General features: G+C 67.4%; 21 protein-coding genes. 8 read left to right on the top strand and 13 right to left on the bottom strand.

Going from position 1 to position 26621, the window contains the following annotated elements; genetic code table 11:
* Positions 1-158 precede the first annotated feature (158 nt).
* The gene (locus ACZY0B_RS20005) at positions 159-581 is read left to right on the top strand and encodes an STAS domain-containing protein (RefSeq protein WP_463765950.1); all 423 of its coding nucleotides are present in this window, start codon (positions 159-161) and stop codon (positions 579-581) included.
* On the opposite strand, the gene ACZY0B_RS20000 is transcribed toward ACZY0B_RS20005, so the two are convergent.
* From ACZY0B_RS20000 to ACZY0B_RS19975, 6 genes are all read right to left on the bottom strand, one after another.
* Complete coding sequence (locus ACZY0B_RS20000; RefSeq protein ID WP_463765949.1) at positions 552-1346, bottom strand: RNA polymerase sigma factor SigF; 795 nt, start codon at positions 1344-1346, stop codon at positions 552-554. The two genes, ACZY0B_RS20005 and ACZY0B_RS20000, sit on opposite strands and share 30 nt — an antisense overlap.
* Positions 1343-1780: an anti-sigma factor gene (locus ACZY0B_RS19995; protein ID WP_463765948.1), complete on the bottom strand. Its 438-nt coding sequence runs from the start codon at positions 1778-1780 to the stop codon at positions 1343-1345. The genes ACZY0B_RS20000 and ACZY0B_RS19995 overlap by 4 nt, the downstream gene beginning before the upstream one ends.
* A gap of 360 nt (positions 1781-2140) precedes the next feature.
* A complete protein-coding gene (usfY, locus tag ACZY0B_RS19990; RefSeq protein ID WP_463765947.1) occupies positions 2141-2452 on the bottom strand; it encodes a protein UsfY in 312 nt (103 codons plus the stop codon).
* Between the two features lie 60 nt (positions 2453-2512).
* Positions 2513-2896 (bottom strand): hypothetical protein, encoded by a 384-nt coding sequence (locus ACZY0B_RS19985; RefSeq protein ID WP_463765946.1) that lies wholly within the window; start codon positions 2894-2896, stop codon positions 2513-2515.
* A 62-nt stretch (positions 2897-2958) separates the two neighbouring features.
* Complete coding sequence (lat, locus tag ACZY0B_RS19980; RefSeq protein ID WP_463765945.1) at positions 2959-4269, bottom strand: L-lysine 6-transaminase; 1311 nt, start codon at positions 4267-4269, stop codon at positions 2959-2961.
* A gap of 52 nt (positions 4270-4321) precedes the next feature.
* Positions 4322-4774 (bottom strand): Lrp/AsnC family transcriptional regulator, encoded by a 453-nt coding sequence (locus ACZY0B_RS19975; protein ID WP_463765944.1) that lies wholly within the window; start codon positions 4772-4774, stop codon positions 4322-4324.
* 15 nt (positions 4775-4789) lie between these two features.
* Between ACZY0B_RS19975 and hglS the strand changes: the two genes are divergently transcribed.
* Genes hglS through nei2 form a run of 5 tightly spaced genes read left to right on the top strand, consistent with a single transcriptional unit; the run spans position 4790 to position 13611 of the window.
* Positions 4790-6025: a 2-oxoadipate dioxygenase/decarboxylase gene (hglS, locus tag ACZY0B_RS19970; RefSeq protein WP_463765943.1), complete on the top strand. Its 1236-nt coding sequence runs from the start codon at positions 4790-4792 to the stop codon at positions 6023-6025.
* Positions 6022-7539, top strand: coding sequence for an L-piperidine-6-carboxylate dehydrogenase (gene amaB / locus ACZY0B_RS19965; protein WP_463765942.1), 1518 nt, complete (start codon positions 6022-6024; stop codon positions 7537-7539). The genes hglS and amaB overlap by 4 nt, the downstream gene beginning before the upstream one ends.
* A 46-nt stretch (positions 7540-7585) precedes the next feature.
* Entirely contained in the window at positions 7586-8260 is a 675-nt protein-coding gene (locus tag ACZY0B_RS19960; RefSeq protein WP_463765941.1) for a TetR/AcrR family transcriptional regulator, read from the top strand.
* A gap of 38 nt (positions 8261-8298) precedes the next feature.
* A complete protein-coding gene (locus ACZY0B_RS19955) occupies positions 8299-12840 on the top strand; it encodes an ATP-dependent helicase (protein ID WP_463765940.1) in 4542 nt (1513 codons plus the stop codon).
* A 15-nt stretch (positions 12841-12855) separates the two neighbouring features.
* The gene (gene nei2 / locus ACZY0B_RS19950) at positions 12856-13611 is read left to right on the top strand and encodes an endonuclease VIII Nei2 (RefSeq protein ID WP_463765939.1); all 756 of its coding nucleotides are present in this window, start codon (positions 12856-12858) and stop codon (positions 13609-13611) included.
* Positions 13612-13719: 108 nt separating this feature from the next.
* On the opposite strand, the gene ACZY0B_RS19945 is transcribed toward nei2, so the two are convergent.
* A complete protein-coding gene (locus ACZY0B_RS19945) occupies positions 13720-14637 on the bottom strand; it encodes an extracellular catalytic domain type 1 short-chain-length polyhydroxyalkanoate depolymerase (RefSeq protein ID WP_463765938.1) in 918 nt (305 codons plus the stop codon).
* A gap of 142 nt (positions 14638-14779) precedes the next feature.
* On the opposite strand from ACZY0B_RS19945, the gene ACZY0B_RS19940 reads away from it, so the two are divergent.
* The gene (locus tag ACZY0B_RS19940; protein ID WP_463765937.1) at positions 14780-15166 is read left to right on the top strand and encodes a DUF732 domain-containing protein; all 387 of its coding nucleotides are present in this window, start codon (positions 14780-14782) and stop codon (positions 15164-15166) included.
* A gap of 302 nt (positions 15167-15468) precedes the next feature.
* Here the strand turns inward: ACZY0B_RS19940 and ACZY0B_RS19935 are convergent, their stop codons facing one another.
* Both ACZY0B_RS19935 and mgtA read right to left on the bottom strand, forming a co-directional pair.
* Positions 15469-18372, bottom strand: a complete 2904-nt coding sequence (locus tag ACZY0B_RS19935) for a sulfatase-like hydrolase/transferase (protein WP_463765936.1) — start codon at positions 18370-18372, stop codon at positions 15469-15471.
* The gene (gene mgtA, locus ACZY0B_RS19930; protein WP_463765935.1) at positions 18369-20993 is read right to left on the bottom strand and encodes a magnesium-translocating P-type ATPase; all 2625 of its coding nucleotides are present in this window, start codon (positions 20991-20993) and stop codon (positions 18369-18371) included. The genes ACZY0B_RS19935 and mgtA overlap by 4 nt, the downstream gene beginning before the upstream one ends.
* 348 nt (positions 20994-21341) lie before the next feature.
* Here mgtA and ACZY0B_RS19925 point away from each other — a divergent pair, with 348 nt between their 5' ends.
* Positions 21342-21965 carry a DUF5994 family protein gene (locus tag ACZY0B_RS19925; RefSeq protein WP_463765934.1) on the top strand — a complete coding sequence of 208 codons (624 nt, stop codon included), beginning with the start codon at positions 21342-21344 and terminating at the stop codon, positions 21963-21965.
* Positions 21966-21985: 20 nt separating this feature from the next.
* On the opposite strand, the gene ACZY0B_RS19920 is transcribed toward ACZY0B_RS19925, so the two are convergent.
* Genes ACZY0B_RS19920 through ACZY0B_RS19905 form a run of 4 tightly spaced genes read right to left on the bottom strand, consistent with a single transcriptional unit; the run spans position 21986 to position 26581 of the window.
* A complete protein-coding gene (locus ACZY0B_RS19920; protein WP_463765933.1) occupies positions 21986-23533 on the bottom strand; it encodes an FMN-binding glutamate synthase family protein in 1548 nt (515 codons plus the stop codon).
* A complete protein-coding gene (locus ACZY0B_RS19915) occupies positions 23530-23961 on the bottom strand; it encodes a CBS domain-containing protein (protein ID WP_463765932.1) in 432 nt (143 codons plus the stop codon). The genes ACZY0B_RS19920 and ACZY0B_RS19915 overlap by 4 nt, the downstream gene beginning before the upstream one ends.
* A gap of 42 nt (positions 23962-24003) precedes the next feature.
* A complete protein-coding gene (locus ACZY0B_RS19910; protein WP_463765930.1) occupies positions 24004-24867 on the bottom strand; it encodes a pseudouridine synthase in 864 nt (287 codons plus the stop codon).
* Between the two features lie 7 nt (positions 24868-24874).
* Positions 24875-26581: a glycerol-3-phosphate dehydrogenase/oxidase gene (locus ACZY0B_RS19905; RefSeq protein ID WP_463765973.1), complete on the bottom strand. Its 1707-nt coding sequence runs from the start codon at positions 26579-26581 to the stop codon at positions 24875-24877.
* Between the last annotated feature and the right edge of the window lie 40 nt (positions 26582-26621).

Here is a 26621-nt window from a genome sequence, read left to right as displayed (position 1 = left end):
TCGGGTCTGCCACACCGGGGGTAGGGTTGCGGTCAGGTTGAGTTCACAGCCACCCGGATAACGTCCGCGCCGCGCAAGAGTGAGAACTCCCTGTTCGAACCTTTTCTCAACGGTTGACGTAATCCACAGCAAGAGTCCTCGGTTGAGGGAGTGAAGCAATGTCTGTGGCCCAATCTTGGCAACAATGCCGAACGGCGCAATTCAGTGCCACGTGGAGTTCGTTTGGCACGGTCATCACGGTCGGTGGCGAGCTCGACGCCGCGAACTCAGATCAGCTTGCGGTCTACGTTCAGCGCAATGCGCGGCGCGCCAGGCGGGTGATCCTGGACCTGCGCGAGCTGGATTTCATTGGTACAGCAGGCTTTTCAGCGCTGCACCGGATCAACGTGGTGTGCTCGGGCGCCCAGTTGAACTGGGCGATGGTGCCGAGCCCGGCGGTGGAGCGGTTGTTGCGCGTCTGCGACCCCGACGGCACCCTCCCGGTGACGACGCCGATGCAGGAGCCGCTGCTGGAACCGGCCGCGTGGTCCGCGGGCCCCCACGCGCGGCCGCTACTCCAACTGGTCACGCAGGCGCGTTAGCGATTTAGCCAACAGGCGCGACACGTGCATCTGCGAGATGCCGACACGGTCGGCGATCTGTGTCTGCGTCATCGAGTCGAAGAATCTGAGCACCAACACCGTTCGCTCACGCTCGGGCAGGCCCTCCAGCAACGGGCGTAGCGACTCACGGTCCTCGATGCGGTCGAGGCTGGCATCCACATCGCCCAGCGTGTCCGCGATGGCGCGGGCGTCGTCGTCATCGCCGCCGCCGCCACCGCTGTCGATGGACAGGGTGTTGTACGAACTGCCCGCGACCAGACCCTCGACGACCTCGGCGCGGTCCATCTCCAGCTCCGCCGCGAGTTCGGTTGCGGTAGGCGCCCGCCCGAGCCGTTGCGACAGGTCGGCGGTGGCGCTGCCGAGCCGCAGATGCAGCTCCTTGAGGCGCCGCGGAACCTTGACCGACCAGCTGTTGTCGCGGAAGTGGCGGCGGACCTCGCCCATGATCGTGGGCACCGCGAACGAGACGAAGTCCGATCCCGCCTCGACGTCGAAGCGCACGACCGCGTTGACCAATCCGACCCGCGCGACCTGGACCAGGTCGTCGCGTGGCTCGCCGCGGCCCTCGAACCGACGGGCGATGTGATCGGCCAGCGGCAGGCACCGCTCCACGATCTTGTCCCGCTGTCGCTGGAACTCCGCCGAGCCGTCGGAGACGGTGGCAAGCTCGCGGAACATGTCCGGAACATCGGCGTATTCGTTTGGGCGTGACGAACCCGAACCGCCGCCAGCTTTCGCTGTCACCGGCTAGCGGCCGCCCGTCGCGCCGTCAGCGTGATACCGAAAACGCTGCCGGTTTCATTGGGTTCGCGACCATCATGGAAAGTCTGGACGTCGTCGGCCAGCGACGTCAGAACATGCCAGCTGAAGCTGCCGGGCGACACCACGTCGTGGGTTTCGCATGCCGCGGATGCCTCCACGACCAATTCGTCTTCACGCGGGTCGACCACCACGATCAGCGTGGCGTCCGGAGTCGCCGAGCGGATTAACCGGGTGCACACCTCATCGACCGCGAGCCGCAGATCCGCCACAGCGTCGAAATCCAGGTCCTCGTAGGTGCCGATCGCACCCACCAGCGTGCGCAGCATCGCCAGGTTTTCCAGGCGCGCAGCAACGTGCAATTCGACGGCTCGGTGGCCGCGTTGTCGCTTGTCAGCGCGTAAACCAACATCGGTCATAGGGTCTCCCGGCAACGTTTGACTCACACTACCCCTCGCATTGGAGCGCGCCATTGGACGCTACAGCCCATCCGGTTAGCCACGATCGCAGCAGGGTATCTCACTGGATTTGGACGCGCTTGACACAACCGGCAAACCCCGGACACGCACGCTCGGGCGCATCGCTTTGGTCGCCGGAATCACTCTGGCCCTTCTGATCGTCATCGCGGTAGGCATTTACGTCGGTGCTTTCATGATTGTGTCCCCCATGATGGGGTGAGCGCCTCGCGCTAATAATCGCCGGCACTCATCATGGTTCACACCTGATACCCGCTCGACGAGGCCTGTAACCTACGAATTTCGCTCGAGCCGGTCCGCTGATTAGCTGGCGGGTCGCTGCCTGCTCACGTCGGGGTGTTCGAGGTACCACCGATCGAAGATCCGGCGGACCCGCCGGTGCTCGACGGCCAGCCACACCAGGCCCACCACCGTGACGACAATCGCCGTCACCCCGGCGGTCATGCCCTCGTGCTGATGTCCGGTGCCGAAGGCCGCAAGGCTTCCGCACACCGCGATCACGCCGGCTACCACCATCAGGTATCCGGGCCAGTGCAATACATCGATCAGTGATTCGCCGGCGAGTGGCCGCGTCGTGCGCAAGTGGTCGACCGGGTCGTGATAGGTGTCTCCCATGGCTGCTCCTAGGGTCGCACCATTAACGGTAGATCTCGCCGAATGTGTTTGCCAGGCTTTTTACAGCGCCAGCACCGGACCGGCGATTGCCGGAACACCCATCGAGACCGCGACGATCATCAGCGTGAACAAAAACCAGCCCGCACCGTGCCATCCCCACCAGGTGCCCTCGCCGCGCCAGACAAGGTAGGTGCGCACAAATGCCCACAGGCCGGCGGCCAACAGAATCAGCGGTCCCCCGAATGCCAGCAGGGTCCGCTGCGGCGCACCGCACGCCACCGTGTCCACACCCGTTGCCGGGCAGGTGCTGACCCACAGGGCGGCCATGATGATGAATCCGACGGCCGCGGCCGTCGCCAGGACGGCGAAACGGATGGCGGCGCGCACCTCGCCGTCTTCTTGGCCCAGGCGATCACCACGTGATCGCTCATCTGCTCTCGGCATTTGAGAACCCCATATCCCGCGTGCTCACTGCGTTTAGTTATTCGCTCGCGACGAAGGATTAGTTACCCCTTTTTCAACACGTCACGAACTGCAGCGATTGCCAGGTCGATTTCCGACCGCGACACCGTCAGCGCGGGACGGAATCGAACGCCGTCATTCCCGGCCGGCAACACGATCACGCCGCGGTGCCACAGCCGGCGGATCAGCTCGTCACGATCGGCGGCGGTCGGCAGGCTGAACGCGCACATCAGTCCGCGGCCGCGCGGATCGAACACCATGGCCGGGAACTCGCCGGCGAGTTCACCAAGCCGGTCGCGCAGGTAGCCGCCCAGCTCGGCGGCGCGATCGAACAGCCCGTCGGCCTCGATGACCTCCAGGATGCGGCGCGCCCGCGCCATGTCGGTCAGATTGCCACCCCACGTCGAGTTGATCCGGGAGCTGACGGCGAAGACGTTGTCGGCGATCTCGTCCACCCGGCGCCCGGCCATCACCCCGCACACCTGCGTCTTCTTGCCGAACGCCACCACATCCGGTTGCACACCCAATTGCTGGTAGGCCCAGGGGGTTCCGGTCAACCCGCAGCCGGTCTGCACCTCGTCGAAGATCAGCAGCGCGTCGTATTCGTCGCACACCTCGCGCATCGCGGCGAAGAACTCGGGCCGGAAGTGCCGGTCGCCGCCCTCACCCTGGATCGGTTCGGCGATGAAGCAGGCGATGTCGTGCGGGTACGCCTCGAAAGCCGCGCGGGCCTGGCGCAGCGACTCGGCTTCGGCCGCGTCCATGTCGGCGCCCGGCCGGATATACGGCGCGTCGATGCGCGGCCAGTCGAACTTCGGAAAGCGGGCCACGGTGACCGGCTTGGTGTTGGTCAGCGACAGCGTGTACCCGCTACGGCCGTGGAAGGCGCCGCGCAGGTGCAGCACCCGGGTGCCGAGCTCGGGATCGATGCCGCGGCGCTCGTTGTGCCGGCTCTTCCAGTCGAACGCGACCTTGAGTGCGTTCTCCACCGCCAGTGCGCCGCCGTCGACGAAGAACAAATGCGGCAGCGCCGGGTCACCCAGCACCCGTGCGAAGGTCTCGACGAAGCCGGCCATCGCCGCCGTGTACACGTCGGCATTGCTCGGCTTGTTCAGCGCGGCCTCGACGAGTTCGGCGCGGAATTCCTCGTCCTCGGCCAGTGCCGGGTGGTTCATCCCGAGCGCCGACGAGGCGAAGAAGGTGAACATGTCGAGGTAGCGCCGGCCGTCGCGGGCGTCGACCAGATACGAGCCGGACGACCGGGTCAGATCGAGCACGAAATCAAAACCATCGACCAGCATGCTGCGCGACAGCACCTCGTGGACCCCGTGGGCTTCCGTCAGGACGGCAGTCATACCGCCATGCTAGCTGAGGTTTTACGGAATCATGACGCTCTGATCGTAAATCTTATGGTACATGTTGGCGATTACTGTAAAAAGTATTGAGGATGATGGTGCTTCGGGTCTGGACATTCGCCGCTGTCCGGATTCGCTGCAGCAGATCCTCGAGCGCCCGCGGCGACTGGACGCGCACCAGCAGGACGTAGCTCTCCTCGCCGGCCACCGAGTGACACGCCTCGATCTCCTCGATGTGTGCCAGGCGGGCGGGCGCATCATCGGGTTGGGAAGGATCAAGAGGGGTGATGGCCACGAACGCCGATAACAGCTGCCCGACAGCCTCCGGGTCGATCCGCGCGGAATACCCCGCGACCACGCCGCGGGCCTCCAACCGGCGCACCCGGGACTGGACCGCCGAGACCGATAGCCCGGCGCTCGCGGCCAGCTCCGCCAGCGTCGCGCGTCCGTCGGCGACCAGCTGGCGCACCAGGATCCGGTCGATGTCGTCGAGCGACTCACTCATGGCCAGAGATTAGCCGTGAGTCGCGCCAAGAGGCTGGTGACCTGGCAGCTCCGCGAACGATTCGCGGCCGGGCTCTCGGCGATGTACGCCGGCGAAGTGCCCGCCTACGGCACCCTGGTCGAGGTAACCGAGCAGGTCAACCGTGACTACGTGGCACGCCATCCCGGTGCCGAGCGACTTGGCACGTTGGCGCGGGTGACCGCCGAGCGACACGGCGCCATTCGGGTGGGCAGCCCGGCCGAACTGGCTGCCGTCGCCGAGCTGTTCGCGGCGTTCGGCATGCTGCCGGTCGGCTACTACGACCTGCGTTCGGCGGCCTCGCCGATTCCGGTGGTATCGACTGCCTTTCGGCCCATCGAGGCAAATGAGTTGGCGCGCAATCCTTTTCGCGTGTTCACGTCGATGCTGGCCGCCCGCGACCCCCGATATTTCGATACCGACCTGCGTAGCCGCGTCGAGACGTTCGTCGCGCGCCGCCGGCTGTTCGACCCCGCGCTGCTCGATCGGGCCCGGATCATCGCCGCCGAGGGTGCCTGCGACGCCGAGGAGGCGCAGGCGTTCGTCGCCGCCGCCGTCGGCGCATTCGCGCTGTCACGCGAACCGATCAACAAGTCCTGGTATGACGAGCTGTCGCGGGTGTCCGCGGTGGCCGCCGATATCGCGGGGGTGTGTTCCACCCACATCAACCACCTGACGCCGCGCGTCCTGGACATCGACGATCTGTACCAGCGGATGACCGGTCGCGGCATCACCATGATCGACGCCATCCAGGGCCCGCCCCGCACGGACGGGCCGGCAGTGTTGTTGCGCCAGACGTCGTTTCGCGCACTCGCCGAATCATGCCTGTTTCGCGGCCGCGACGGCAGCCTGAGTTCGGGGCAGCTGCGGGTCCGGTTCGGCGAAGTCGAGGCGCGCGGTGTGGCACTGACCCCGCGTGGGCGCGAGCGCTACGACGCGGCGATGGCCGCCGATGACCCGGCCCGGGTGTGGGGCGACTACTTCCCGTCAACCGACACGCAGATGGCCGCGCAGCGCCTGGCCTACTACCGCGGCGGCGATCCGGCGGCACCGGTCGTCTACGAAGACTTCTTGCCGGCCTCGGCGGCGGGTATCTTCCGGTCCAACCTGGACCACGACACCCGGGCCGGGCACGGCACGGACGATTCCGGATACGACGCCGAGTGGCTGGCCGGGGCGATCGGCCACGATATTCACGACCCCTATGTTCTCTACGAGGAGGCAGCGGCATGATCGACGAGCTGCGCGATCGGGCACGTCAGGCCCTGCAGGCCACCGGCGCCCAGGTCAGCCTGGGCGCGCCCGGCGAGCACGGCCTGCCCGCCAGTACGCCGATCACCGGGGAGGTGCTTTTCACCGTCGCGCCCACCCCGGTTGAGCAGGCCGACCACATCGTCGCGGCGGCCGCCGACGCGTTCACGGCGTGGCGCGGCACCCCCGCCCCGGCGCGCGGCGCGCTGGTGGCCCGCCTCGGCGAGCTGCTCGCCGAACACCGCAACGACCTGGCCACGCTGGTGACCCTCGAGGTCGGCAAGATCCCCGCCGAAGCCCTGGGCGAGGTGCAGGAAATGATCGACATCTGCCAATTCGCCGTCGGCCTGTCGCGCCAGCTCTACGGCCGGACCATCGCGTCGGAGCGCCCCGGCCACCGGCTGGCCGAGACCTGGCATCCGCTGGGCGTGGTCGGTGTGATCACCGCGTTCAACTTCCCGATCGCGGTCTGGGCATGGAACACCGCGGTGGCACTGGTCTGCGGGGACACCGTGGTATGGAAACCCTCGGAGCTGACGCCGTTGACGGCGCTGGCCTGTCAGGCGCTGATCGGCCGGGCCGCCGCCGACGTGGGCGCGCCGCCCGCGGTCTGCGGGCTGGTGCTGGGCGATCGCGACCTGGGCGAGCGGCTGGTCGACGACCCGCGGGTCGCGCTGTTGTCCGCGACCGGTTCGGTGCGGATGGGCCGGCAGGTCGGGCCGCGCGTGGCCGCGCGCTTCGGGCGGGTGCTGCTGGAGCTGGGCGGCAACAACGCCGCGATCGTGACGCCGTCGGCCGACCTGGATCTGGCGGTGCGCGCCATTGTCTTCGCCGCCGCCGGCACCGCCGGCCAGCGCTGCACCACCCTGCGCCGGCTGATCGTGCATCGCTCGGTGGCCGACGACGTGGTGGCGCGGGTCGTCTCGGCGTATCGGCAGCTGCCGATCGGCGATCCGTCGGTGCCCGGCACGCTGATCGGCCCGCTCATTCACGAAACCGCCTACCGCGACATGGTCGGGGCGCTGGAGCAGGCCCGCGCCGAGGGCGGCGAGGTGATCGGCGGCGATCGCCGCGACATCGGCGCCGACGACCATCCCGGCGCCTACTACGTCGCGCCGGCCGTGGTTCGAATGCCCGCGCAGAGCGACATCGTCGCGGCCGAGACGTTCGCGCCGATCCTCTACGTGCTGACCTACGACGACCTGGACGAAGCGATCGCCCTCAACAACGGCGTCCCGCAAGGGCTCTCGTCGGCCATCTTCACCACCGACCTGCGGGAGGCCGAGCGTTTCCTGAACGGCTCCGACTGCGGTATCGCCAACGTCAATATCGGCACGTCGGGCGCGGAAATCGGTGGCGCGTTCGGCGGCGAAAAGCAGACCGGCGGCGGACGGGAATCCGGTTCGGACGCATGGCGGGCCTACATGCGCCGCGCCACCAACACCGTCAACTACTCCAGCGAGCTGCCGCTGGCCCAAGGCGTGGAGTTCGGATAAACGCAGTCTGAAATTTCTGCTGCCCTTCGTGAGTACTATCTGACACATGCCAACGGCTAGGAGGCGGCTGTCCCCCGAGGATCGGCGCGCCGAACTGCTCGCGTTAGGTGCGGAAGTCTTCGGGAAGCGCCCCTACGACGAAGTGCGCATCGACGAGATCGCCGAGCGGGCCGGTGTCTCCCGCGCCCTGATGTATCACTACTTCCCCGACAAGCGTGCGTTCTTCGCCGCGGTCGTCAAGGACGAGGCCGATCGGCTCTACGAAGCCACGAACAAAGAGCCCGCCACCGGCCTGACGATGTTCGAAGAGGCACGGATGGGTGTGCTGGCCTACATGGCCTACCACGAGCAGAACCCGGAGGCGGCGTGGGCGGCCTATGTCGGCCTGGGCCGGTCCGACCCGGTTCTGCTTGGCGTCGAGGACGACGCCAAGAACCGCCAACTCGAACACATCATGACGCGAATCAGCGAGGTCGTCGCCAAGGTTCCCGGGCAAAAGGCGCTGCACGCGGATGTCGAGCGGGACCTGCGGGTCATCCTCAACGGCTGGATCGCGTTCACCTTCGAGCTGTGCCGCCAGCGCATCATGGACCCCACCACCAGTGCCGAGCGCCTTGCCGACTCGTGCGCGCACACGCTGCTGGACGCGATCACCCGGGTTCCCGAGATTCCCGAGGAACTGGCCCACGCCATGGCCACCGCCCGTCATCAACCGCAATAGCGGGAGCTTTTGTCGGTGCCTGTTGGCACGATGGGTAGGTGAGCACCGAAGCACTCGAGCGGTTCAGCGCGATCACCCGCGAGTGGTTCAGCAGCACCTTCCCCGCCCCGACCACCGCACAGGCGGCGGCCTGGGATGCCATCGCCGACGGCAACAACACCCTGGTCATCGCGCCGACCGGCTCCGGCAAGACGCTGGCCGCGTTCCTGTGGGCCCTGGACTCTCTCGCTAGTCTGCCTGCCGACCGGCCGTCCGGCACCCGCGTGCTGTACGTGTCACCGCTCAAGGCGCTGGCGGTCGACGTGGAGCGCAACCTGCGCACCCCGCTGGCCGGACTGACCAGAATCGCCGAGCGCGACGGTCTGCGGTCCCCCGACATCAGCGTCGGAGTCCGCTCGGGTGACACCCCGCCGGCGCGCCGCCGCCAGCTCATCACCTCCCCGCCCGACGTGCTGATCACCACCCCGGAGTCGCTGTTCTTGATGCTGACCTCGGCCGCACGCGAGACCCTGGCCGGCGTCCAGACGGTGATCGTCGACGAGGTGCACGCCATCGCCGCCGGCAAGCGAGGCGCGCACCTGGCGGTGTCGCTGGAGCGGCTCGACGCACTCCGCGAAGGCCGGCCCGCCCAGCGCATCGGATTGTCGGCGACGGTGCGTCCGCCCGAGGAGCTGGCGCGGTTCCTGTCCGGAGACGCCCCGACCACGATCGTGGCTCCCCCGTCGGCCAAGTCCTTCCAGCTCACCGTGCAAGTGCCGGTGCCCGACATGGCCAACCTGACGGACAACACCATCTGGCCCGATGTCGAGGCCCGCCTGGTCGACCTGATCGAAGCCCACGGCTCGACCATCGTGTTCGCCAATTCGCGACGGCTGGCCGAGCGACTTACCGCACGGCTCAACGAGATTCACGCCGAGCGTAGCGGTGTTGAGCTGTCGACCCCGGATAATCACAGGGCCAATCGGAAGGTGCCCGGTGGTTCGCCGGCGCACATCATGGGCAGCGGGCAGACCTACGGAGCAGACGCACTGCTGGCCCGTGCGCACCACGGTTCGGTCAGCAAGGAGCAGCGCGCCCTGGTCGAAGAGGACCTCAAGCGCGGACTGCTCAGGGCGGTGGTGGCCACCTCGAGCCTGGAGCTGGGGATCGACATGGGCGCCGTCGACCTGGTGATCCAGGTGGAGGCACCGCCGTCGGTCGCCAGCGGCCTGCAGCGCATCGGCCGGGCCGGCCATCAGGTCGGCGAGGTCTCGCGGGGCGTGCTGTTCCCCAAGCACCGCACCGACCTGATCAGCTGCGCGGTCAGCGTGCAACGGATGCTGGCCGGACAGATCGAGACGATGCGGGTGCCCGCCAACCCGCTCGACATCCTGGCCCAACAGACCGTCGCGGCGGCCGCGCTCGAGCCGCTGAACGCCGACCGCTGGTTCGACACGGTGCGCCGGGCCGCGCCGTTCGCGACCCTGCCGCGCAGCGTGTTCGAGGCAACCCTGGACCTGTTGAGCGGCAAGTATCCGTCCACCGAATTCGCCGAGCTGCGACCGCGGCTGGTCTACGACCGCGACACCGGCACGCTGACCGCCCGGCCCGGCGCGCAACGGCTGGCCGTCACCTCCGGCGGCGCGATCCCCGACCGCGGGATGTTCACCGTCTACCTGGCCAGCGAGGCCGAAAAGCCTTCGCGGGTAGGTGAACTCGACGAGGAGATGGTCTACGAGTCGCGCCCCGGTGACGTTATCTCGCTGGGGGCCACCAGCTGGCGGATCACCGAGATCACCCATGACCGGGTGCTGGTGATTCCCGCCCCGGGCCTACCGGCCCGGCTGCCGTTCTGGCACGGCGACGGCGTGGGCCGCCCGGCCGAGCTCGGCGCCGCGCTCGGCGCATTCACCGGCGAACTGGCCGGCCTGGGCCGCGAAGAGTTCGGAACACGTTGTGCTGCATTGGGTTTCAACGACTATGCGACCGACAACCTGTGGGTGTTGCTCGATGATCAACGCAGCGCCACCGGGACGGTGCCCACCGATACCACCCTGCTGGTCGAACGATTCCGCGACGAGCTGGGCGACTGGCGGGTGATCCTGCATTCGCCGTACGGGCTACGGGTGCATGGACCGCTCGCGCTCGCGGTGGGCCGACGGCTGGCCGAACGCTACGGCATCGACGAGAAGCCGACCGCCTCCGACGACGGCATCGTCGTGCATTTGCCTGACACGTTGGAGGAAACCCCAGCCGGCGCAGAGCTTTTCGTCTTCGACGCCGACGAGATCGACCCGATCGTCACCGCCGAAGTGGGCGGCTCGGCGCTGTTCGCGTCCCGGTTCCGCGAATGCGCGGCGCGCGCGCTGCTGCTGCCCCGCCGGCACCCAGGCCGCCGCTCGCCGCTATGGCACCAGCGCCAGCGCGCGGCCCAATTACTGGAAGTGGCACGCAAATACCCCGACTTCCCGATCGTGCTGGAGACCGTCCGGGAATGCCTGCAAGACGTCTACGACGTCCCGGCGCTGGTCGATTTGATGACCGGCATCGCCGCGCGCCGGGTGCGGGTGCTCGAGGCCGAGACCGCCAAGCCCTCGCCATTCGCGGCGTCGCTGTTGTTCGGCTACGTCGGCGCGTTCATGTACGAGGGTGATTCCCCGCTGGCCGAGCGCCGCGCCGCGGCTCTCTCGCTGGACAGCACGCTGCTGGCCGAGCTGCTCGGCCGGGTCGAACTGCGCGAGCTACTCGATCCCGAGGTGGTCGCCGCCACCGGTCGCCAATTGCAGCATCTGTCCGCCGACCGAGCCGCCCGCGATGCCGAGGCGGTCGCGGACCTGCTGCGGCTGCTGGGTCCGCTGACCGAAGACGAGGTCGCCGCTCGGGCGCAGGCCCCCGACGTGGGCGGCTGGCTGGAAGGCCTGCGCGCCGCCAGGCGCGCGCTGACCGTGTCGTACGCGGGACGCAGCTGGTGGGTGGCCATCGAGGACATCGGCCGGCTGCGCGACGGGCTCGGCACGGCGGTCCCGCTCGGCGTCCCGGCCACGTTCACCGAGCAGGTGGCCGACCCGCTGGGCGAGTTGCTGGGCCGCTATGCGCGCACCCGCACGCCGTTCACCACGGCCGATGCCGCAGCCCGGTTCGGCCTGGGGCTGCGGGTGACCGCCGACGTGCTGAACCGGCTGGCCGGCGATCACCGGCTGGTGCGCGGTGATTTCGTCACTCCCGAAGCCGCCTCGGCCGGCTCCGGCGGCATCGGTGGCGAGCAGTGGTGTGACGCCGACGTGCTGCGGATTCTGCGGCGCCGTTCGCTGGCCGCGCTGCGCGCCCAGGTCGAGCCGGTCAGCACCGGCGCCTACGGGCGGTTCCTGCCCGCCTGGCATCACCTGGGCACCGCCAGCGGCACCGACGGGCTGATGTCCGTGATCGATCAGCTGGCCGGTGTCCGGATACCGGCGTCGGCGCTCGAACCGCTGGTGTTGGCGCCGCGGGTGGCCGACTATTCACCGGCGATGCTCGATGAGCTGCTGGCGGCCGGGGAGGTCACCTGGTCGGGCGCCGGGTCGATCTCGGGCAGCGACGGGTGGATCGTGCTGCACGCCGGCGATTCCGCTCCGTTGACCCTGACCACGCCGGACGAGATCGACTTCACCGACACCCATCGCGCGATCCTGGAAACGCTGGCCGGGGGCGGCGCGTACTTCTTCCGGCAGCTCGCCCAGGACGGGACCGGCGAAACGGCGCTCAAAGCTGCGCTGTGGGAGCTGATCTGGGCCGGCTGGATCACCGGCGACACGTTCGCCCCGGTGCGCGCACTGCTGACGGGCACCGGGACCCGTAAGCGCTCCGCGCCCGCGCACCGCACCCGCCGGCCGCCGCGGCTGAGCCGGTACAGCGTCGCGCATCCGCCCGCTCGGACCACCGACCCCACCGTGGCCGGCCGGTGGTCGGCGCTGCCGGCCTGCGAGCCCGATTCCACACTGCGCGCCCATTACCAGGCCGAGTTGCTGCTGAACCGGCATGGCGTGCTGACCAGAGGCGCGGTGGTGTCGGAAAATGTGCCGGGCGGATTCGCCACCCTGTACAAGGTTCTGAGCACATTCGAAGAGGCCGGCAGGTGTCAGCGTGGGTACTTCGTCGAGTCGCTGGGCGGCGCGCAATTCGCCGTCGCCTCGACCGTCGACCGGCTGCGCAGTTATCTCGACGGCGTCGACCCGGAGCGGCCCGAATACCGGGCGGTTGTGCTGGCCGCTGCCGACCCGGCGAACCCCTACGGCGCCGCGTTGCCCTGGCCCACGTCTGAGGGCGCCCGCCCCGGCCGCAAGGCCGGCGCCCTCGTCGTGCTGGTCGACGGCGAGCTGGCCTGGTTCCTCGAACGCGGCGGACGATCGTTGCTGACATTCACCGACGATCCCGGCGCCAACCACGCCGCGGCTCAGGGCTTGGCCGACCTGGTCTCCGCCCGGCGCGTCGAGTCGATCCTGGTCGAACGCATCAACGGGGTGCCGGCGCTGCAGCCGCTGGCCGGCGGGCCGAGTCCCGTCGCCGAGGCACTCTCAGACGCCGGCTTCGCCCGTACCCCACGCGGAATGAGGCTGCGGTGAACATGGACCCCAACCATGCCCGAGGGTGACACCGTCTGGCATACCGCGGCCGTGCTGGCCGAGCACCTGGCCGGGCAGACGCTGACCCGCTGCGACGTCCGGGTGCCGCAATTCGCCACCGTCGACCTGACCGGCAACGTGGTGGACGAGGTGCTGAGCCGGGGCAAGCACCTGTTCATCCGGGTGGGGCGGGCCAGCATTCACTCGCATCTGAAGATGGACGGCAGCTGGCGAGTCGGCAACCGCCCGGTCCGGGTGGATCACCGGGCCCGCATCGTGTTGGAAGCCAGCGACATTCGCGCCGTCGGGGTCGATCTCGGCACACTCGAGATCCTGGACCGCGACCACGACGGCGAGGCGGTCGCGCATCTGGGGCCCGATCTGCTGGGCCCGGATTGGGATCCCCGGGTCGCCGCCGCCAACCTCGCGGAATGCCCGGACCGGCCGATCGCCGAGGCGTTGCTGGACCAGCGGGTGCTGGCCGGGGTGGGCAATGTCTACTGCAACGAGCTGTGTTTCGTCAGCGGACATCTGCCCACCGCGCCGGTCAGTGTCATCGCCGATCCGCGCCGCATGGTCGCCCGTGCCCGGGACATGTTGTGGGCCAACCGCTTCCGCTGGAACCGCTGTACCACCGGCGATACCCGGGCAGGCCGGCAGCTCTGGGTCTACGGTCGTGCCGGACAAAGTTGCCGTCGCTGCGGCACGCGCATCAATGTCGACGACACCGGCGCGCGGGTGGCCTATTGGTGCCCGTCCTGTCAGCGCTGAATGCGGCCGCTACCCGCAGGAAAACTTCGGGAATACCATCGGAGAACTTTGGGAACATTTCGTTCGACCGGGCCGGGAACTCCTGCGGAACAATGCGAATCGACGCGACTAATCGCGAGCGTGCGCCAGGAAAAATTGGGCAATCGCTTCCGACCCGTCCAGCGCACGCGTGGTCGGCCCGATAACCGCCTTGGGCAGGTACTGCTTACCGCCCGGCCAGGTGTGCCCGCCGTTGTCGATCTGATAGAAGACCACCTCGGTGGAGGCCGCGCACGTCGTTGATTCGTAGCGGTGCACGACGGTGCCGTCGCCGACGTTGGGCAATATCTGAGCGACCGGATCACCCTGGCAGCCATCGGCAGCGCGCCACTTGTCCACCATGGCCTTGACCGAGATGGAGTGGCTCAGCCCGCCGCGACCGCGCACGTCCCCGCCATTGAAATGCACCAGGGGATCGGAGGTCCCGTGCGCCTCCCACACCGAAACCGGCTGCGACGGGTTACATGCCACACCCACGCCCAATGTGCCCGCTACGGGCGCGATCGCGGAGAAAACATCAGCACGATCGCAGGCCAGCCGGTTGGCCATGAAGCCGCCGTTGGACATTCCGGTGGCGAAGACGTGTCCCGGGGCGATGTTGTAGTCGTTGCGCAGCTTGTCAGCCAGCCCGACCAGGAACTCGACGTCGTTGACGTGACGGCGATCGGCGGGCGACGCCCCCCTTCCGTCGGCCCAGCTCTTGTCATAGCCGTCGGGATAGACCACCAGCAGGTTATTGGCATCTGCGACGGCATCGAAGTCGGTCAGACCCCGCTGCCCTCTTCCGGTGCCCCCGCCTCCGTGCAGGCTGACCACCAGACCGACGGGATCGCCGGGCGGTAGGTGCAATAGGTAGGTCCGGTTGATGCCGCCGGAACGGAACGTCCCGGACAGATCGCGCGCGGTGGCGGCCGAAACATGCTGTGCGCCGCAGCCGACGAGACAGGCCGCCAGCAGCGCCAGCGATAACCATCGTCCGTACGGCATTCCGCCAAATTACCGACCTCGGGTACGGGTCGATCAGGTCGGGCGGGTCATACCTGCACCCGCGATGAAAACGGGCATGTTCAACTGTTGGTCAGATTTGGTCACGTTGGCAACGATCGCGATTTGAGCGATGATGAGGGACGTGAAAATTGGCAAGCCCGGCCCCGTGCAAATGCCGTCGGGCACCCGACTCGTAGTTGCGATGGCCGTCTCGCTTGGTGTGCTCGGCGCAGGCTTAGCCCCTGCCGCCCACGCCGACGCGAACGACGACAAATTCATCCAACTCCTGGTATCCGACGGCATCACCCACGATTCCGTCCCAGCAGCGATCGCCGCAGCCCGCAAGGTCTGCGAGTACCTCGCACAAGGCATGACGCCCGCCGAGGTGGTTGTCGACGTGATGAACAGCAGTAGCCTGCCCGACTACGACGCCGGCTACTTCGTCGGCGCGGCCATCCGCGCCTACTGCCCGCAATTCAAGCCGCCACCTGAGCCACCCGCGCCGCCGGCACCACCGCCGCCGGCCTGACGATCGGGCAGCCCTAACCATCGGACGGCGAGCCGTCAATCTTTAACCTCCGCCTGAGTGTAATGTTTAACGACAGGTAAACAAACGGAGGCTTGAAAGTGATCGCAAAGATAATAATCGGCTGCGCAGTCCTTGGTGGTGCCCTTGTCGGGCTTGCAGCACCGGCGAGCGCGGACGTGGTTTTCAACCAATTTTCCTGTACCTGCGGGGCACCGCCCCCGTTTGCCAGCCCCCTGGCCGCGGATCGCATCAATCAGGGCATCATGGACGCCCTCACCCGTCAGCTGCCAGGCGATTGAGCCTCAGCCCGCGGCACCCTGCCCGACAGCTTGCACGGATGCGTGCTCGTGTAGCGCCTTCTCGGCGTCCTGGTGGACCGGCATGAGATCGAAGACGACCTCTTTGACGGTCCCGGTAAACGCGTAGGGCGCCTTGCCCTCGTAGTCGCGGTCGACGACCAACCCGTTGTCGCGGCCGACGTCCAACCCGGCGTATGACGTGAAGGCCAGGCTCACCGTTTGGGGCAGCTCCCCCTCGCCGATCAACCGGTCGCCGGCCCACAGCGTCACCCGGCCACCGGAACCGACGACGGGCTCCGCGGATTCGAACAGCATCCGCACCGTGACGTCGCCGACGGGGATCGGCTCGGTCGACACCTGCCGATAGGTCTGCACGCCGAGGAACGAATACGTGTGGTGCAGCCTGCGCTGCTCGTCGACCCACAACGCGAACCCGCCCATGAAGTCGGCGTTGGCGACGATCACTCCCTGCGCGCCGCCGTCGGGAATGTGCAGCCGTGCCTCGATCGCGTAGGAACGGCCGAAGATGCGTGGGACCATGCCGCGCTGAATGTTTTGCACGCCGCCGCCGAAGCTGAAGCGCGCGGTGGTGGGCAGCGGCGGCAAATCGCCGAACATCACCGCGAGCCCGCCGAGCAGTGGCAGTACGCGGTTGTTTTCGGCTTCCTGCCACCACAATTCGGTCAGCTCGGCGAGCTTGTCGGGGCGCTCGGCCGCCAGGTTGCGGGCCTGGGAGAAGTCGTCGGGCAGGTAGTACAGCTCCCAGATGTCGTCGTCCGGGTTGTAATTGCCGGGCGCGAACCGTTGCATCGTCTGCGGCGACAAGTCCCACGGCGCCTTGTCCAGCCGGGCGCACGCCCACCAGCCGTCCTTGTACAGGGCGCGGCTGCCGAAGTTTTCGAAGTACTGCACGGTGTGCCGCTCTTGCGCCGCCGCATCCTCGAAGGTGTGGATGAAGCTGGTTCCGTCCATCGGCTCCTGGTCGAAGCCGTCGACACTAACCGGCTCCGGTAAACCGATGGCCTCCAACACAGTTGGCGCAATGTCGATGCAGTGCGTGAACTGGTCACGAACGCTCGCGTCGGGCCGGATCCGGGTGGGCCAAGCGACCACCATCGGATCACGAGTGCCGCCGAGGTGGCTGCCCATCTGCTTGCCCCATTGGAACGGGGTGTTGTTGGCATGCGCCCAGGCGCTCGCGAAATGCGGTGCGGTGTGCTCGTCGCCGAGCGCCTCGATCCCGCCGTATTGCTCGATGAGCTGCAGTTGCTGCTCGGCGGTGAGGTCCAGGCCGTTGATGAAGGTCATCTCGTTGAACGAACCGGTGTTGGTGCCCTCCATGCTGGCGCCGTTGTCGCCCCAGATGTAGAAGACCAGCGTGTTGTCGGACTCGCCGAGATCGTCGATCGCGTCAAGCAGGCGGCCGACATTCCAATCCGCGTTTTCCGAGAACCCCGCGAACACCTCCATCTGCCGGGCGTAGAGCTTGCGCTGGGTCTCCGACAGACTCTCCCACGCCGGGAACAGATCGGGCCGCTCGGTGAGTTCGGCGTCGGGCGGAATGATGCCCAGCTGCTTCTGCCGTTCAAAGGTCTTCTGCCGGTAGATATCCCAGCCCTCGTCGAACTTGCCCCGGTACTTGTCGGCCCACTCGGCGAACACGTGATGTGGCGCATGAGTGGCGCCCGTCGAGTAGTACATCATCCACGGCTTGGTCGCGTTGGCCGCCCGCACGGTGTGCAACCACTGAACGGCCTTGTCGGTGAGATCGTCGGGGAAGTAATAGGGCGTGCCGTCCTGACCCTCCGGTATGCCGATAACGGAGTTGTCCTGGCTGATGATCGGGTCGTACTGGCCCGCCGCGCCGGACGGGAATCCCCAGAAATGATCGAATCCCCAGCCGAGCGGCCAGTTGTCAAACGGCCCTGCCGCGCCTTGCACGATGTCCGGGGTCAGGTGCCACTTGCCGAAAGCGCCTGTCACATAACCGTTGTCGCGCAGAATTCGCGGCAGCGCAGCACAGCTGCGCGGCTTGGCCGTCGAGTAGCCCGGGTAAGGTCCCGGGAACTCGCACACCGATCCGAAGCCGACCCGGTGGTGGTTGCGGCCGGTCAACAGCGCCGCCCGGGTCGGTGAGCACACGGCGGTGACGTGAAAGCGGTTGTAGGCCAACCCGCTGCGCGCCAGCCGGGATAGCGTCGGGGTGCGGATGGCGCCGCCGAAGGTATCCGGTCCGCCGAACCCGGCGTCGTCGATCAGCACGATCAATACGTTCGGTGCGCCGTCGGGCGCGGTGGCGCCGGGGACGATCGTCCAGTCGCCGACCGACTCCGCCACGGTGCGGCCTACGGTGCCGCCGAAGCTGCGCTGGGGTATCGGCAGCCGGGTACGGTCCGGATTGAATTTCGCCATGGCGGTTTCCAGCGCCGCACTGAACCCGCGCAACGTCCAATGGCTCATCTCCGCAACCGATTTCATCGGCGAGCCGGCCAGTGCCTGCTGCACGGCCAGCCGGCAGTTGCCCGGGGTTACGGCGATGATCACGGCGCTGTCGGCGGCCATCGCTTCGCCGATCTTGTCGCCGAGGCCGCTCTTGAACCGCCCGTCGATGAAGGTGCCCGCCGCGGCTCCGGCGGCGGCGCCGATCGCCGCCGCGACCAACGACACCGGCGAGAACAGGCCGACCGCAAGCCCCGCCCCGGCGCCCCACTTGGCACCGCGCCGGCCGAGGCGATTGCCGATGTCGAGCACGACGCGATTGCCTCCGGCGTCCTTGCCGACCAGCACCGCATCCCGCAACGCGAAGCTCTTGTCTTTGACTTTCCCGGTCAGCGTTTGGAAGTCGCGGCGGGCCGAGTCGAGGTCCTGATAGCCGGCCACGATGACTAGCGCGTGTTCTTCACTCATGAGGTCACCCTATGGAAGCGTGCGGCACGTCGCCGAATCCGATGCTCACGCCCGCGAGTCCGGTGCGGCTGTCCGGCGAGGCGTATCGGCTCGGCGTAGAACATCAGCTTGGCGAACTCCACCAGCACCAGGTAAACGATGACGAACGCGCCCAGCACGGCAAAGAACGGCCACGGCAGCGGTGTGAAGCCGAGGGTGTGTGCCAGCGGCGAAATCGTGAGCACGACGCCGACGGCGACCACCGTGAGAGTGGTGATCGCCAGCAACGCGCTCGGTCGACTGCGGAAGAAGGGAACCTTGCGGGTGCGGATCGCGAAAATGATAAGTGTCTGGGTCGCAAGCGATTCCACGAACCAGCCGGTGCGGAACTCGATGGCGCCGGCGTGCAGCACGCCCAGCATCAACCCGAAGGTCATGAAGTCGAACAGCGAACTGATCGGACCGAAAACCAGCATGAACCGGCGGATGAAGGCGACATTCCAATGCGACGGCGCCTGCAGCTGCTCCTCGTCGACCCGGTCGGTCGGAATCGCGAGCTGCGAGGAGTCGTAGAGCAGATTGTTCAGCAGGATCTGGCTGGGCAGCATCGGCAGAAACGGCAATAATGCCGAGGCGGCGGCGGCGCTGAACATATTGCCGAAGTTGCTCGACGTGCCCATCAGCACGTACTTGATGGTGTTGGCGAAAATCCGCCGGCCCTCGGCCACACCGGTGGCCAGCACGCCCAGGTCCTTTTCCAACAGCACCACGTCGGCCGCATCCTTGGCGACATCGGTGGCACTGTCGACCGAGATCCCCACGTCGGCGGCGTGCAGGGCCAGCGCGTCGTTGACACCGTCGCCCAGGAAGCCGACCGACCGCCCGTGGCGCCGCAGCGAGACGATCAACCGCGCCTTCTGCTCGGGGGAGATGCGGGCAAAGATGGTGTGGTTTTGCGCGGCTTCGACGAACTCATCGTCACCGAGGGGCTCGAGCTGTGTGCCGGTGATGGTGCCCTTGGACGCCAAACCGAGATCGGCGCAGACCTTTTCGGCAACCCGCGGATTGTCGCCGGTGGCGATCTTCAGCTCAATCCCGAGGTCGGCCAGCCGAGCCAAGGACTGGCGTGCGGCGGGTTTGGGTTCGTCGGCGAAAACCAAGAACCCGGCCAACATCAGATCGCGTTCGTCGTCGGGGGTGATCGTGGTCAGCTCGGCTGCCGGCTTGGCGGCCACGGCCACTACGCGGCGTCCGGCGCCGAACAACGTCGCAAGGGTGTCTTGTGCGACCGCCGCCGTCGCCTGGCAGCGGGTCAATATCTGTTCGGGAGCGCCTTTGACCACCAACACGCGTTTCCCGTTGTCGTCAAACAGAACCGACGTCGCCCGGCGCTCATGATCGAACGGCAGCATCGCTATCCGGTGCGCACCACCGCCGACCAATTGCTGTGGCTGCGGCGATTCCCACAGCGCGGCGTCGAGCGCGTTGGCGCTGACGCCACCCGATTCCGGGTCCACATCGGTGGCCAGTAACCCGAGACGCCGGACCGACTCGCTGTGTGCACCGGCAGCATCAACGGTGTCGACCAAGCGGATCCGGCCTTCGGTCAAGGTGCCGGTCTTGTCGGTGATCAGGATGTCGATGTCGCCGAGATCTTCGATGCACACCAACCGCTTGACGAGCACCTTCGCCTTGGCCAGTCGTCGTGACCCGGTCGCGAGGCTGGCACTGACCACGGCGGGCAGCAGTTGAGGTGTGATACCGACCGCGATCGCCAGCGAGAACAGCACGGAATCGATGATCGGCTTGGCCAACAGCAGATTGCTGATCAAGATGATCACCATCAGCGCAATCGCGACTTGCAGCAGCAGGTAGGAGAACCGCCGCAGCCCTACTTGGAAATCGGTTTCGGGTTGCCGCGTGTCCAAACCTGCTGCGATGCGACCGAATTCGGCATTTTTGCCGGTGGCATACACCACGCCGGTACCCTGGCCGGCGCTGACGATGGTGCCCATGAAAGCCAGGTTGGTTGATTCGGCCAGTTCGGCTCCGGCGGGCACCGGTTGGGGCGATTTCTCTGATCCGGTCGATTCCCCGGTCAGGATGCTCTCGTTGCATTCCAGACCGCTGACTTCGATCAGCCGGACATCGGCCGGAACTGCCTCGCCCAACGACAACCGGATCACATCACCCGGAACAAGCTCGGTGACGTCGACCGAGACGAATTCCCCGTCGTGGCGCACCAGGGCCTTGTGCTGCATCCGTGCATGCAACTCGGCGGCGGCGTGCTCGGCACGATATTCGTTGATGAAGCCCAGGCCGATGCTGGCCGCCAGGATCACGCCGATGATGACCGCCTGGATGCTGTCGCCCAGAAAGTACGAGACGATTGCGGTGCCGGCCAACAAGATGAGCACCGCGTTGCGCAGCTGACGGCCCAATACCGCCAGCGCACTGACACGATGGGTCCGCACCGCGTTCGGGCCGTAGCGCTCCAGCCGGGCGGACGCCTCGGTGCCCGACAGTCCCACCGCCGAACTGTCCAACCAGCCCAGGACGTCGTCAGCGGGCGCGGCGGCGACCTGCTTCGCGGTCAGAGCGTGTGAGTCCGGCGCGTGGGTCACCTGGGGCGCTGACGACATTGGAGCCTCTCTGGGTTGCCGCGCGGAGCCAAAGCTGCACATCGCACCTAGCGATGTTCGCCTCATTCAAGGACTTTCACAAGTGACGAAAGCCCCCGAAGCGGGCTCGAAGGGTAGGAGCGGCGATACCGTCTCGCGGCCACCGTCCACGCATCTCCCGCGGCGAATGACCGGCCGGATCCGCGCAGTCGAAATTTGTTGCCGTTACCCGTTATTCACGTCCAATTAAGACGGCGGCCGGGCTTGCCCATTCGAGTCGCGGGTTGGTCACGCTGTCCGTACCGTTGGCTGCGGGGGCCTCCGGCGGGGTGCATGACAATCCGCCGGTCTAGCGGGTAGGTGGTCGAAGTGGAAGTCGAAAATCGGTTGCAGCTCAAGCCTTACCGGTCTGCGTCGGAGCATATTGACGGGTACTGGTGGCCGCGGTCGCAGCATTTGGTCGAGGAGCTACCGGACTTGGTGGCGTCGGTGTCCGGCCGGCTGGGGCCAGTCGTGATGCTGGGCTACCGTCGCAACGGCTGGGACCAGACGCCGCCACTGGCGCAGATCGGCGGCCAGACGATCGAATTGCTGGGTTTCACCAGTGATGAGCCGGCCAGTGTCATCCTGATCGGGGAGGACGGTCATCACCTCTCCCTGCACGTCATCCGGCCGGACACCAGCGAAGAGGTTGCGCGCCAAGCGCTCGAAGAGGCGCGAATACCCCCGGACGGTGAACCGGCCCGCAGTTCAACGGTTGCGCGATCCGTGGCCGACGTCGCGGACAAGTTGGCCCGTCACGAAGGGCTCGGCGACGAGCAGCGAACCGCCCAGATCAAGCAGTGGTGTGAGGAGGCGGCTCAGCAATTCGTTAGTGCACCGGTCCAGAGCTTCGTTCCGATCCTCGTTGAACACATCGTTCGCAACCGGATGATCGAATCCCGGCAGCAAGAACGTCACACGCCCTCGGCCCCTGAATCTTTGACCGCATAGGCCAACGGCGCGCCGGGTCGTCAGAGGGAGCACAGGGCGGCGTCCGCCATCAAAGCGGTGATCGCTTCGATGTCGGCCTGGCCGGGCATGCCCCAGTCCGGCTTGTATTCGAACAACCCGTCGACCGGTACGGACTTGAGGTCGACATCGAGGAGCTCGATCGCGGCCAGCGGCACCAGGGCGGGGTGGACGTAGCCACACGCGCGGGCCAAACACACCAGTTCGAAGCGCAGCGTGGCGAGATAGTTGGCGCAGCGCACCGATTTCAGGGCCGGGTCGAGGCCGTGTTGCAGCCATGCGGACTGGGTGGCGACGCCGGACGGGCAGCGGCCGGTGTGGCAGCGCTGGGCCTGGATGCAACCGATGGAGAACATGGCGGTTCGGGCGACGTTGATCATGTCGCAGCCCATGGCCAGGCCCAGCAGGGCGTTCTCCGGGATGCCCAGCTTGCCCGAGCCGATGAACACCACGTCCTGATGCAGATCCTGTTCGGCAAAGGCCCGGTAGACCCGGCTGAACGCCCACTTGAAGGGCAGGGCGACATGATCGCTGAAGACGAGCGGAGCCGCTCCGGTGCCGCCCTCGCCGCCGTCCACGGTGATGAAGTCGACGCCCCGTCCGGTCCGCGCCATGCGTTCGGCCAGACCCAGCCAAAACGCCCCTTCGCCGACCGCCGACTTGATGCCGACCGGTAGACCTGTCTCGGCGGCGATGGTCTCCACCAGCTCGAGCAGTCCGTCGACATCGCGGAACGCCGAGTGTCCGGCAGGGCTCTTGCAGTCCACCCCGACCGGAACGCCACGGATCGCCGCGATTTCGGGGGTCACCTTTGCGCCGGGGAGCATGCCGCCCAGGCCGGGCTTGGCACCCTGGCTGAGCTTGATCTCGATGGCCCGGATGGTTTGCGTGGTCGCCACCCGGTCGATCAGACGAGGAAGGCTGAAGGTGCCGTCCGCGTTACGGCAGCCGAAGTAACCGGTGCCGATCTGCCAGACCAGGTCGCCGCCATTGAGGTGGTACGGCGACACTCCACCCTCGCCGGTGGTGTGCAGGGCGCCGGCTATGCCCGCACCCTTGTTGAGCGCGGTGACGGCCGCGGCGGACAGGGACCCGAAACTCATCCCTGAAACGTTGACCAATGATGAGGGCCGAAAGGCTTTCGTCCGGCCGCGAGCGCCGCCCAGCACCTTGGCCGCGGGCAACGGCACGGACGGATCGGGATGGTTGGGCTCGCCGTCCGGGGCCGGTACCGGGAACGCCGCGTGCTTGATGATCGGGTAGTTGTGCACCCGTTCCAGGTCGTTGTCGGTGCCGAACCCGAAGTATCGGTCGGTCAACTTCGAGGACGTGTATACCCAACGCCGCTGGTCCCGGCTGAAAGGCCGCTCCGCATCGTTGTCGGTGACGATGTACTGACGCAGCTCCGGGCCGACCGCCTCGAGAAGGAACCGAAGGTGGCCGACGATCGGATAGTTACGCAGGATGGTGTGACGGCGCTGGAGGAGGTCCCAACCCGTCAGGCCCGCCAGACTCCCACCGATCAAGGCCGCCACGGATCGGCGCTTCATGCCGGATCGAGATCCAGGTCGACCTCGGAGCCGTAGGCGCTGTAGATACCCAGCAGGTCGCGGGCCGAGACGATGCCGGCCAGTGCCCCATCGCGCTCTACCAGGATGTGGCGGATGTAGCGGTCCATCATCCGGGTCGCCACCTGATCAACGCTGGCCTCGGCGTCGCACCACACCAAGTCGGTGCTGGCCACCTCGGCCGCCGGCACGGTGGCCGGGTTCTTTCCGGAGGCCACCACCCGAACGACGTCGCGCTCGCTTACCAGTGCGGCGGGTCGCTTGTCGTCACCCACCACGACGGCACCGACATCGATGGCCGCCATGGCCATGGCGACGTCGGCCACGGTGGCGTCGGCGGCAACGCGTGCCACCGGGTCGCCGGTGATAGTGGAGATCGGGAACGAGCCGGGAGAAGTGATGCCAGTCATGCCACCATGCTCGCCTGGGCATACCCGCCCCTACTAGTGACCTCAGTCCCTAATTCTGCGACCGCTGACGAACTCGCGGCGCGATCCGGTGAAAGGGTCGTCGAACTCGATGCGCTGGGCCAGCAATTGCAGCGGAGTGCTGAAGTCGTCGGCGGGCACATCGATCACGTTGGGGTACAACGGATCGCCCGTGATCGGCAGCCCCAGCGACGCCATGTGCACCCGCAACTGGTGGGTGCGCCCGGTGCGCGGGGTCAGCCGGTAGCGGCCGTCGGGGGAAATAAGTTCCACCAGCGTCTCCGCATTGGCCTCGCCGGGCTCACAGACGGCCTGTAAGTGACCCCGGCGCTTGATGATTCGACTTCGAACCACGCGCGGCAGCTCGCACGCCGGATCGACGGCCGCGTGGGCCAGGTACGTCTTGTGCACCAAACCGCGGGCGAACAGCATCTGGTAGGCACCGCGCAGCTCGCGCCGGGTGGTGAACAGCAACACCCCCGCGGTCAGCCGGTCGAGCCGGTGGGCGGGGCTCAGCTCCGGCAACCCCAGCTCCTTGCGCAGCCGCACCAACGCGGTCTGCGCGACGTGGCTGCCCCTGGGCATGGTGGCCAGAAAGTGCGGCTTGTCGACGACCACGATGCCGTCGTCGCGGTACAGCACCGGGATATCGAACGGCACCGGAACTTCATGCGGCAGATCGCGATAGAGGTAAACACTGGCGCCGGTGGGCAGCTCGGTCGCCTCGTCGATCACCGCACCGTCGGCGTCGACGACCTCCCCGGCCAGCACCTTGGCGCGGGCCTGCTCGCCGAACCGGGCGGTCAGCTCGGCCAGCACCGCCCCGCCGTGCAGCCGGACCCGCGCGGGCCCCAATCCGTCGCGCACCGGAAGGGGTGCGCGCCTCACCGCAAACTCAATTGAGCGGGACCGGCTCGAGGATCTCAGCGCGCGCTTCGGGCGCGCTGGCCCGCAACTCGTCCGCCGATACGTCGTCGGGCTGAGCCTGCGACAGGATCTCGGCCTCTACCCGCGCGTTGTAGTTGGCGACCTCACGGTTGACGTCCGCCGCGCTCCACCCGAGCACGGGAGCGACCAGCTCGGCGACCTCGCGGGCGCAGTCCACGCCGCGGTGCGGGTATTCGATGGAGATCCGCATTCGGCGGGCCAGGATGTCCTCGAGATGCAGGGCACCCTCGGCGGCCGCGGCGTAGAGGGCTTCCACCTGCAAGTAGCCCGGCGCCTCCTTGACCGGGCTCAGCAGTTCGGGACGGTCGGCCGCCAGCGCCAGCACCTCGTCCATCAGCGAGCCGTAGCGGTCCAGCAGGTGACGCACCCGGTACGGATGCAGGCCCACGAGTTCGCCGACGTGTTCGACCTGATTGATCAGCGCGAAATAGCCGTCGGCGCCCAGCAGGCTCACCTTTTCGGTGATCGACGGCGCGACCCGGGCCGGGACGAACTGCACCGCGGTGTCGATCGCGTCGGCGGCCATCACCCGATAGGTGGTGTATTTGCCGCCGGCGATGGCGACCAGGCCGGGCGCGGGCACCGCGACGGCGTGCTCGCGGGAGAGCTTGGAGGTTTCCTCACTCTCCCCGGCCAGGAGCGGGCGCAGCCCCGCGTACACCCCGTCGATGTCGGCATGCGTCAACGGGGTGGCCAGCACGGTGTTGACGGTGGTGAGGATGTAGTCGATGTCGGCCTTGGTGGCGGCCGGGTGGGCCAGGTCGAGATTCCAGTCGGTGTCGGTGGTTCCGATGATCCAGTGGCTGCCCCACGGGATGATGAACATCACCGAATTCTCGGTGCGCAGGATGATCGCGGCGTCGCTGACGATGCGGTCCCGCGGCACCACCACGTGCACACCCTTGGACGCGCGCACCTGAAATCGCCCGCGCTGCTTGGACAGGGCCTGGATCTCGTCGGTCCACACCCCCGTCGCGTTGACCACGACGTGACCGCGAACCTCGGTGACCGAGCCGTCCTCGGAATCGCGGACGCGCACCCCGATCACCCGGTCGCCCTCGCGCAGCAACGCGACCGCCTGGGTGGAGCACCGCACGACAGCGCCGTAATGCGCGGCGGTGCGCGCGACCGTCATCGTGTGTCTGGCGTCGTCGACGACGGTGTCGTAGTAGCGGATCCCACCGATCAGCGAGCTGCGCTTGAGCCCCGGGCTCAACCGCAACGCGCCGGCGCGCGTCAAGTGCTTTTGCGCGGGAACCGATTTCGCGCCGCCGAGGCTGTCGTAGAGGAAGATGCCCGCCGCGATGTAGGGACGCTCCCACCAGCGATGCGTCAGCGGGAACAGGAACGGCAGCGGCTTGACCAGATGTGGCGCCAACCTGGTCAGCGACAGCTCGCGCTCGTGCAGCGCCTCGCGTACCAGACCGAACTCCAGCTGCTCGAGGTAGCGCAGCCCGCCGTGGAACATCTTCGACGAGCGACTCGACGTCCCCGAGGCGAAGTCACGCGCCTCGACCAACGCGACCTTGAGCCCACGGGTGGCGGCATCCAGCGCGCACCCGGAGCCCACCACCCCGCCGCCGATGACGACGACGTCGAACTGCTCGGCGCCGAGTCGCTCCCAGGCCTGCGCGCGATGCTGCGGGCCCAACATGGACAACGGGTCACTCACGGGAACGGACTCCTGTCGGTTA

This window comes from Mycobacterium sp. IDUB_19 (assembly GCF_055419445.1).
This window is presented reverse-complemented; position numbering and strand designations above follow the sequence as displayed.

Excerpts from the sequence above, each read along its gene's own strand:
- ACZY0B_RS20005 (WP_463765950.1), top strand. The coding sequence starts at position 159 with ATGTCTGTGGCCCAATCTTGGCAACAATGCCGAACGGCGCAATTCAGT.
- ACZY0B_RS19995 (WP_463765948.1), bottom strand. The coding sequence starts at position 1,780 with ATGACCGATGTTGGTTTACGCGCTGACAAGCGACAACGCGGCCACCGA.
- usfY (WP_463765947.1), bottom strand. The coding sequence starts at position 2,452 with ATGGGAGACACCTATCACGACCCGGTCGACCACTTGCGCACGACGCGG.
- ACZY0B_RS19985 (WP_463765946.1), bottom strand. The coding sequence starts at position 2,896 with ATGCCGAGAGCAGATGAGCGATCACGTGGTGATCGCCTGGGCCAAGAA.
- lat (WP_463765945.1), bottom strand. The coding sequence starts at position 4,269 with ATGACTGCCGTCCTGACGGAAGCCCACGGGGTCCACGAGGTGCTGTCG.
- ACZY0B_RS19975 (WP_463765944.1), bottom strand. The coding sequence starts at position 4,774 with ATGAGTGAGTCGCTCGACGACATCGACCGGATCCTGGTGCGCCAGCTG.
- amaB (WP_463765942.1), top strand. The coding sequence starts at position 6,022 with ATGATCGACGAGCTGCGCGATCGGGCACGTCAGGCCCTGCAGGCCACC.
- ACZY0B_RS19960 (WP_463765941.1), top strand. The coding sequence starts at position 7,586 with ATGCCAACGGCTAGGAGGCGGCTGTCCCCCGAGGATCGGCGCGCCGAA.
- nei2 (WP_463765939.1), top strand. The coding sequence starts at position 12,856 with ATGCCCGAGGGTGACACCGTCTGGCATACCGCGGCCGTGCTGGCCGAG.
- ACZY0B_RS19945 (WP_463765938.1), bottom strand. The coding sequence starts at position 14,637 with ATGCCGTACGGACGATGGTTATCGCTGGCGCTGCTGGCGGCCTGTCTC.
- ACZY0B_RS19935 (WP_463765936.1), bottom strand. The coding sequence starts at position 18,372 with ATGAGTGAAGAACACGCGCTAGTCATCGTGGCCGGCTATCAGGACCTC.
- mgtA (WP_463765935.1), bottom strand. The coding sequence starts at position 20,993 with ATGTCGTCAGCGCCCCAGGTGACCCACGCGCCGGACTCACACGCTCTG.
- ACZY0B_RS19920 (WP_463765933.1), bottom strand. The coding sequence starts at position 23,533 with ATGAAGCGCCGATCCGTGGCGGCCTTGATCGGTGGGAGTCTGGCGGGC.
- ACZY0B_RS19915 (WP_463765932.1), bottom strand. The coding sequence starts at position 23,961 with ATGACTGGCATCACTTCTCCCGGCTCGTTCCCGATCTCCACTATCACC.
- ACZY0B_RS19905 (WP_463765973.1), bottom strand. The coding sequence starts at position 26,581 with ATGTTGGGCCCGCAGCATCGCGCGCAGGCCTGGGAGCGACTCGGCGCC.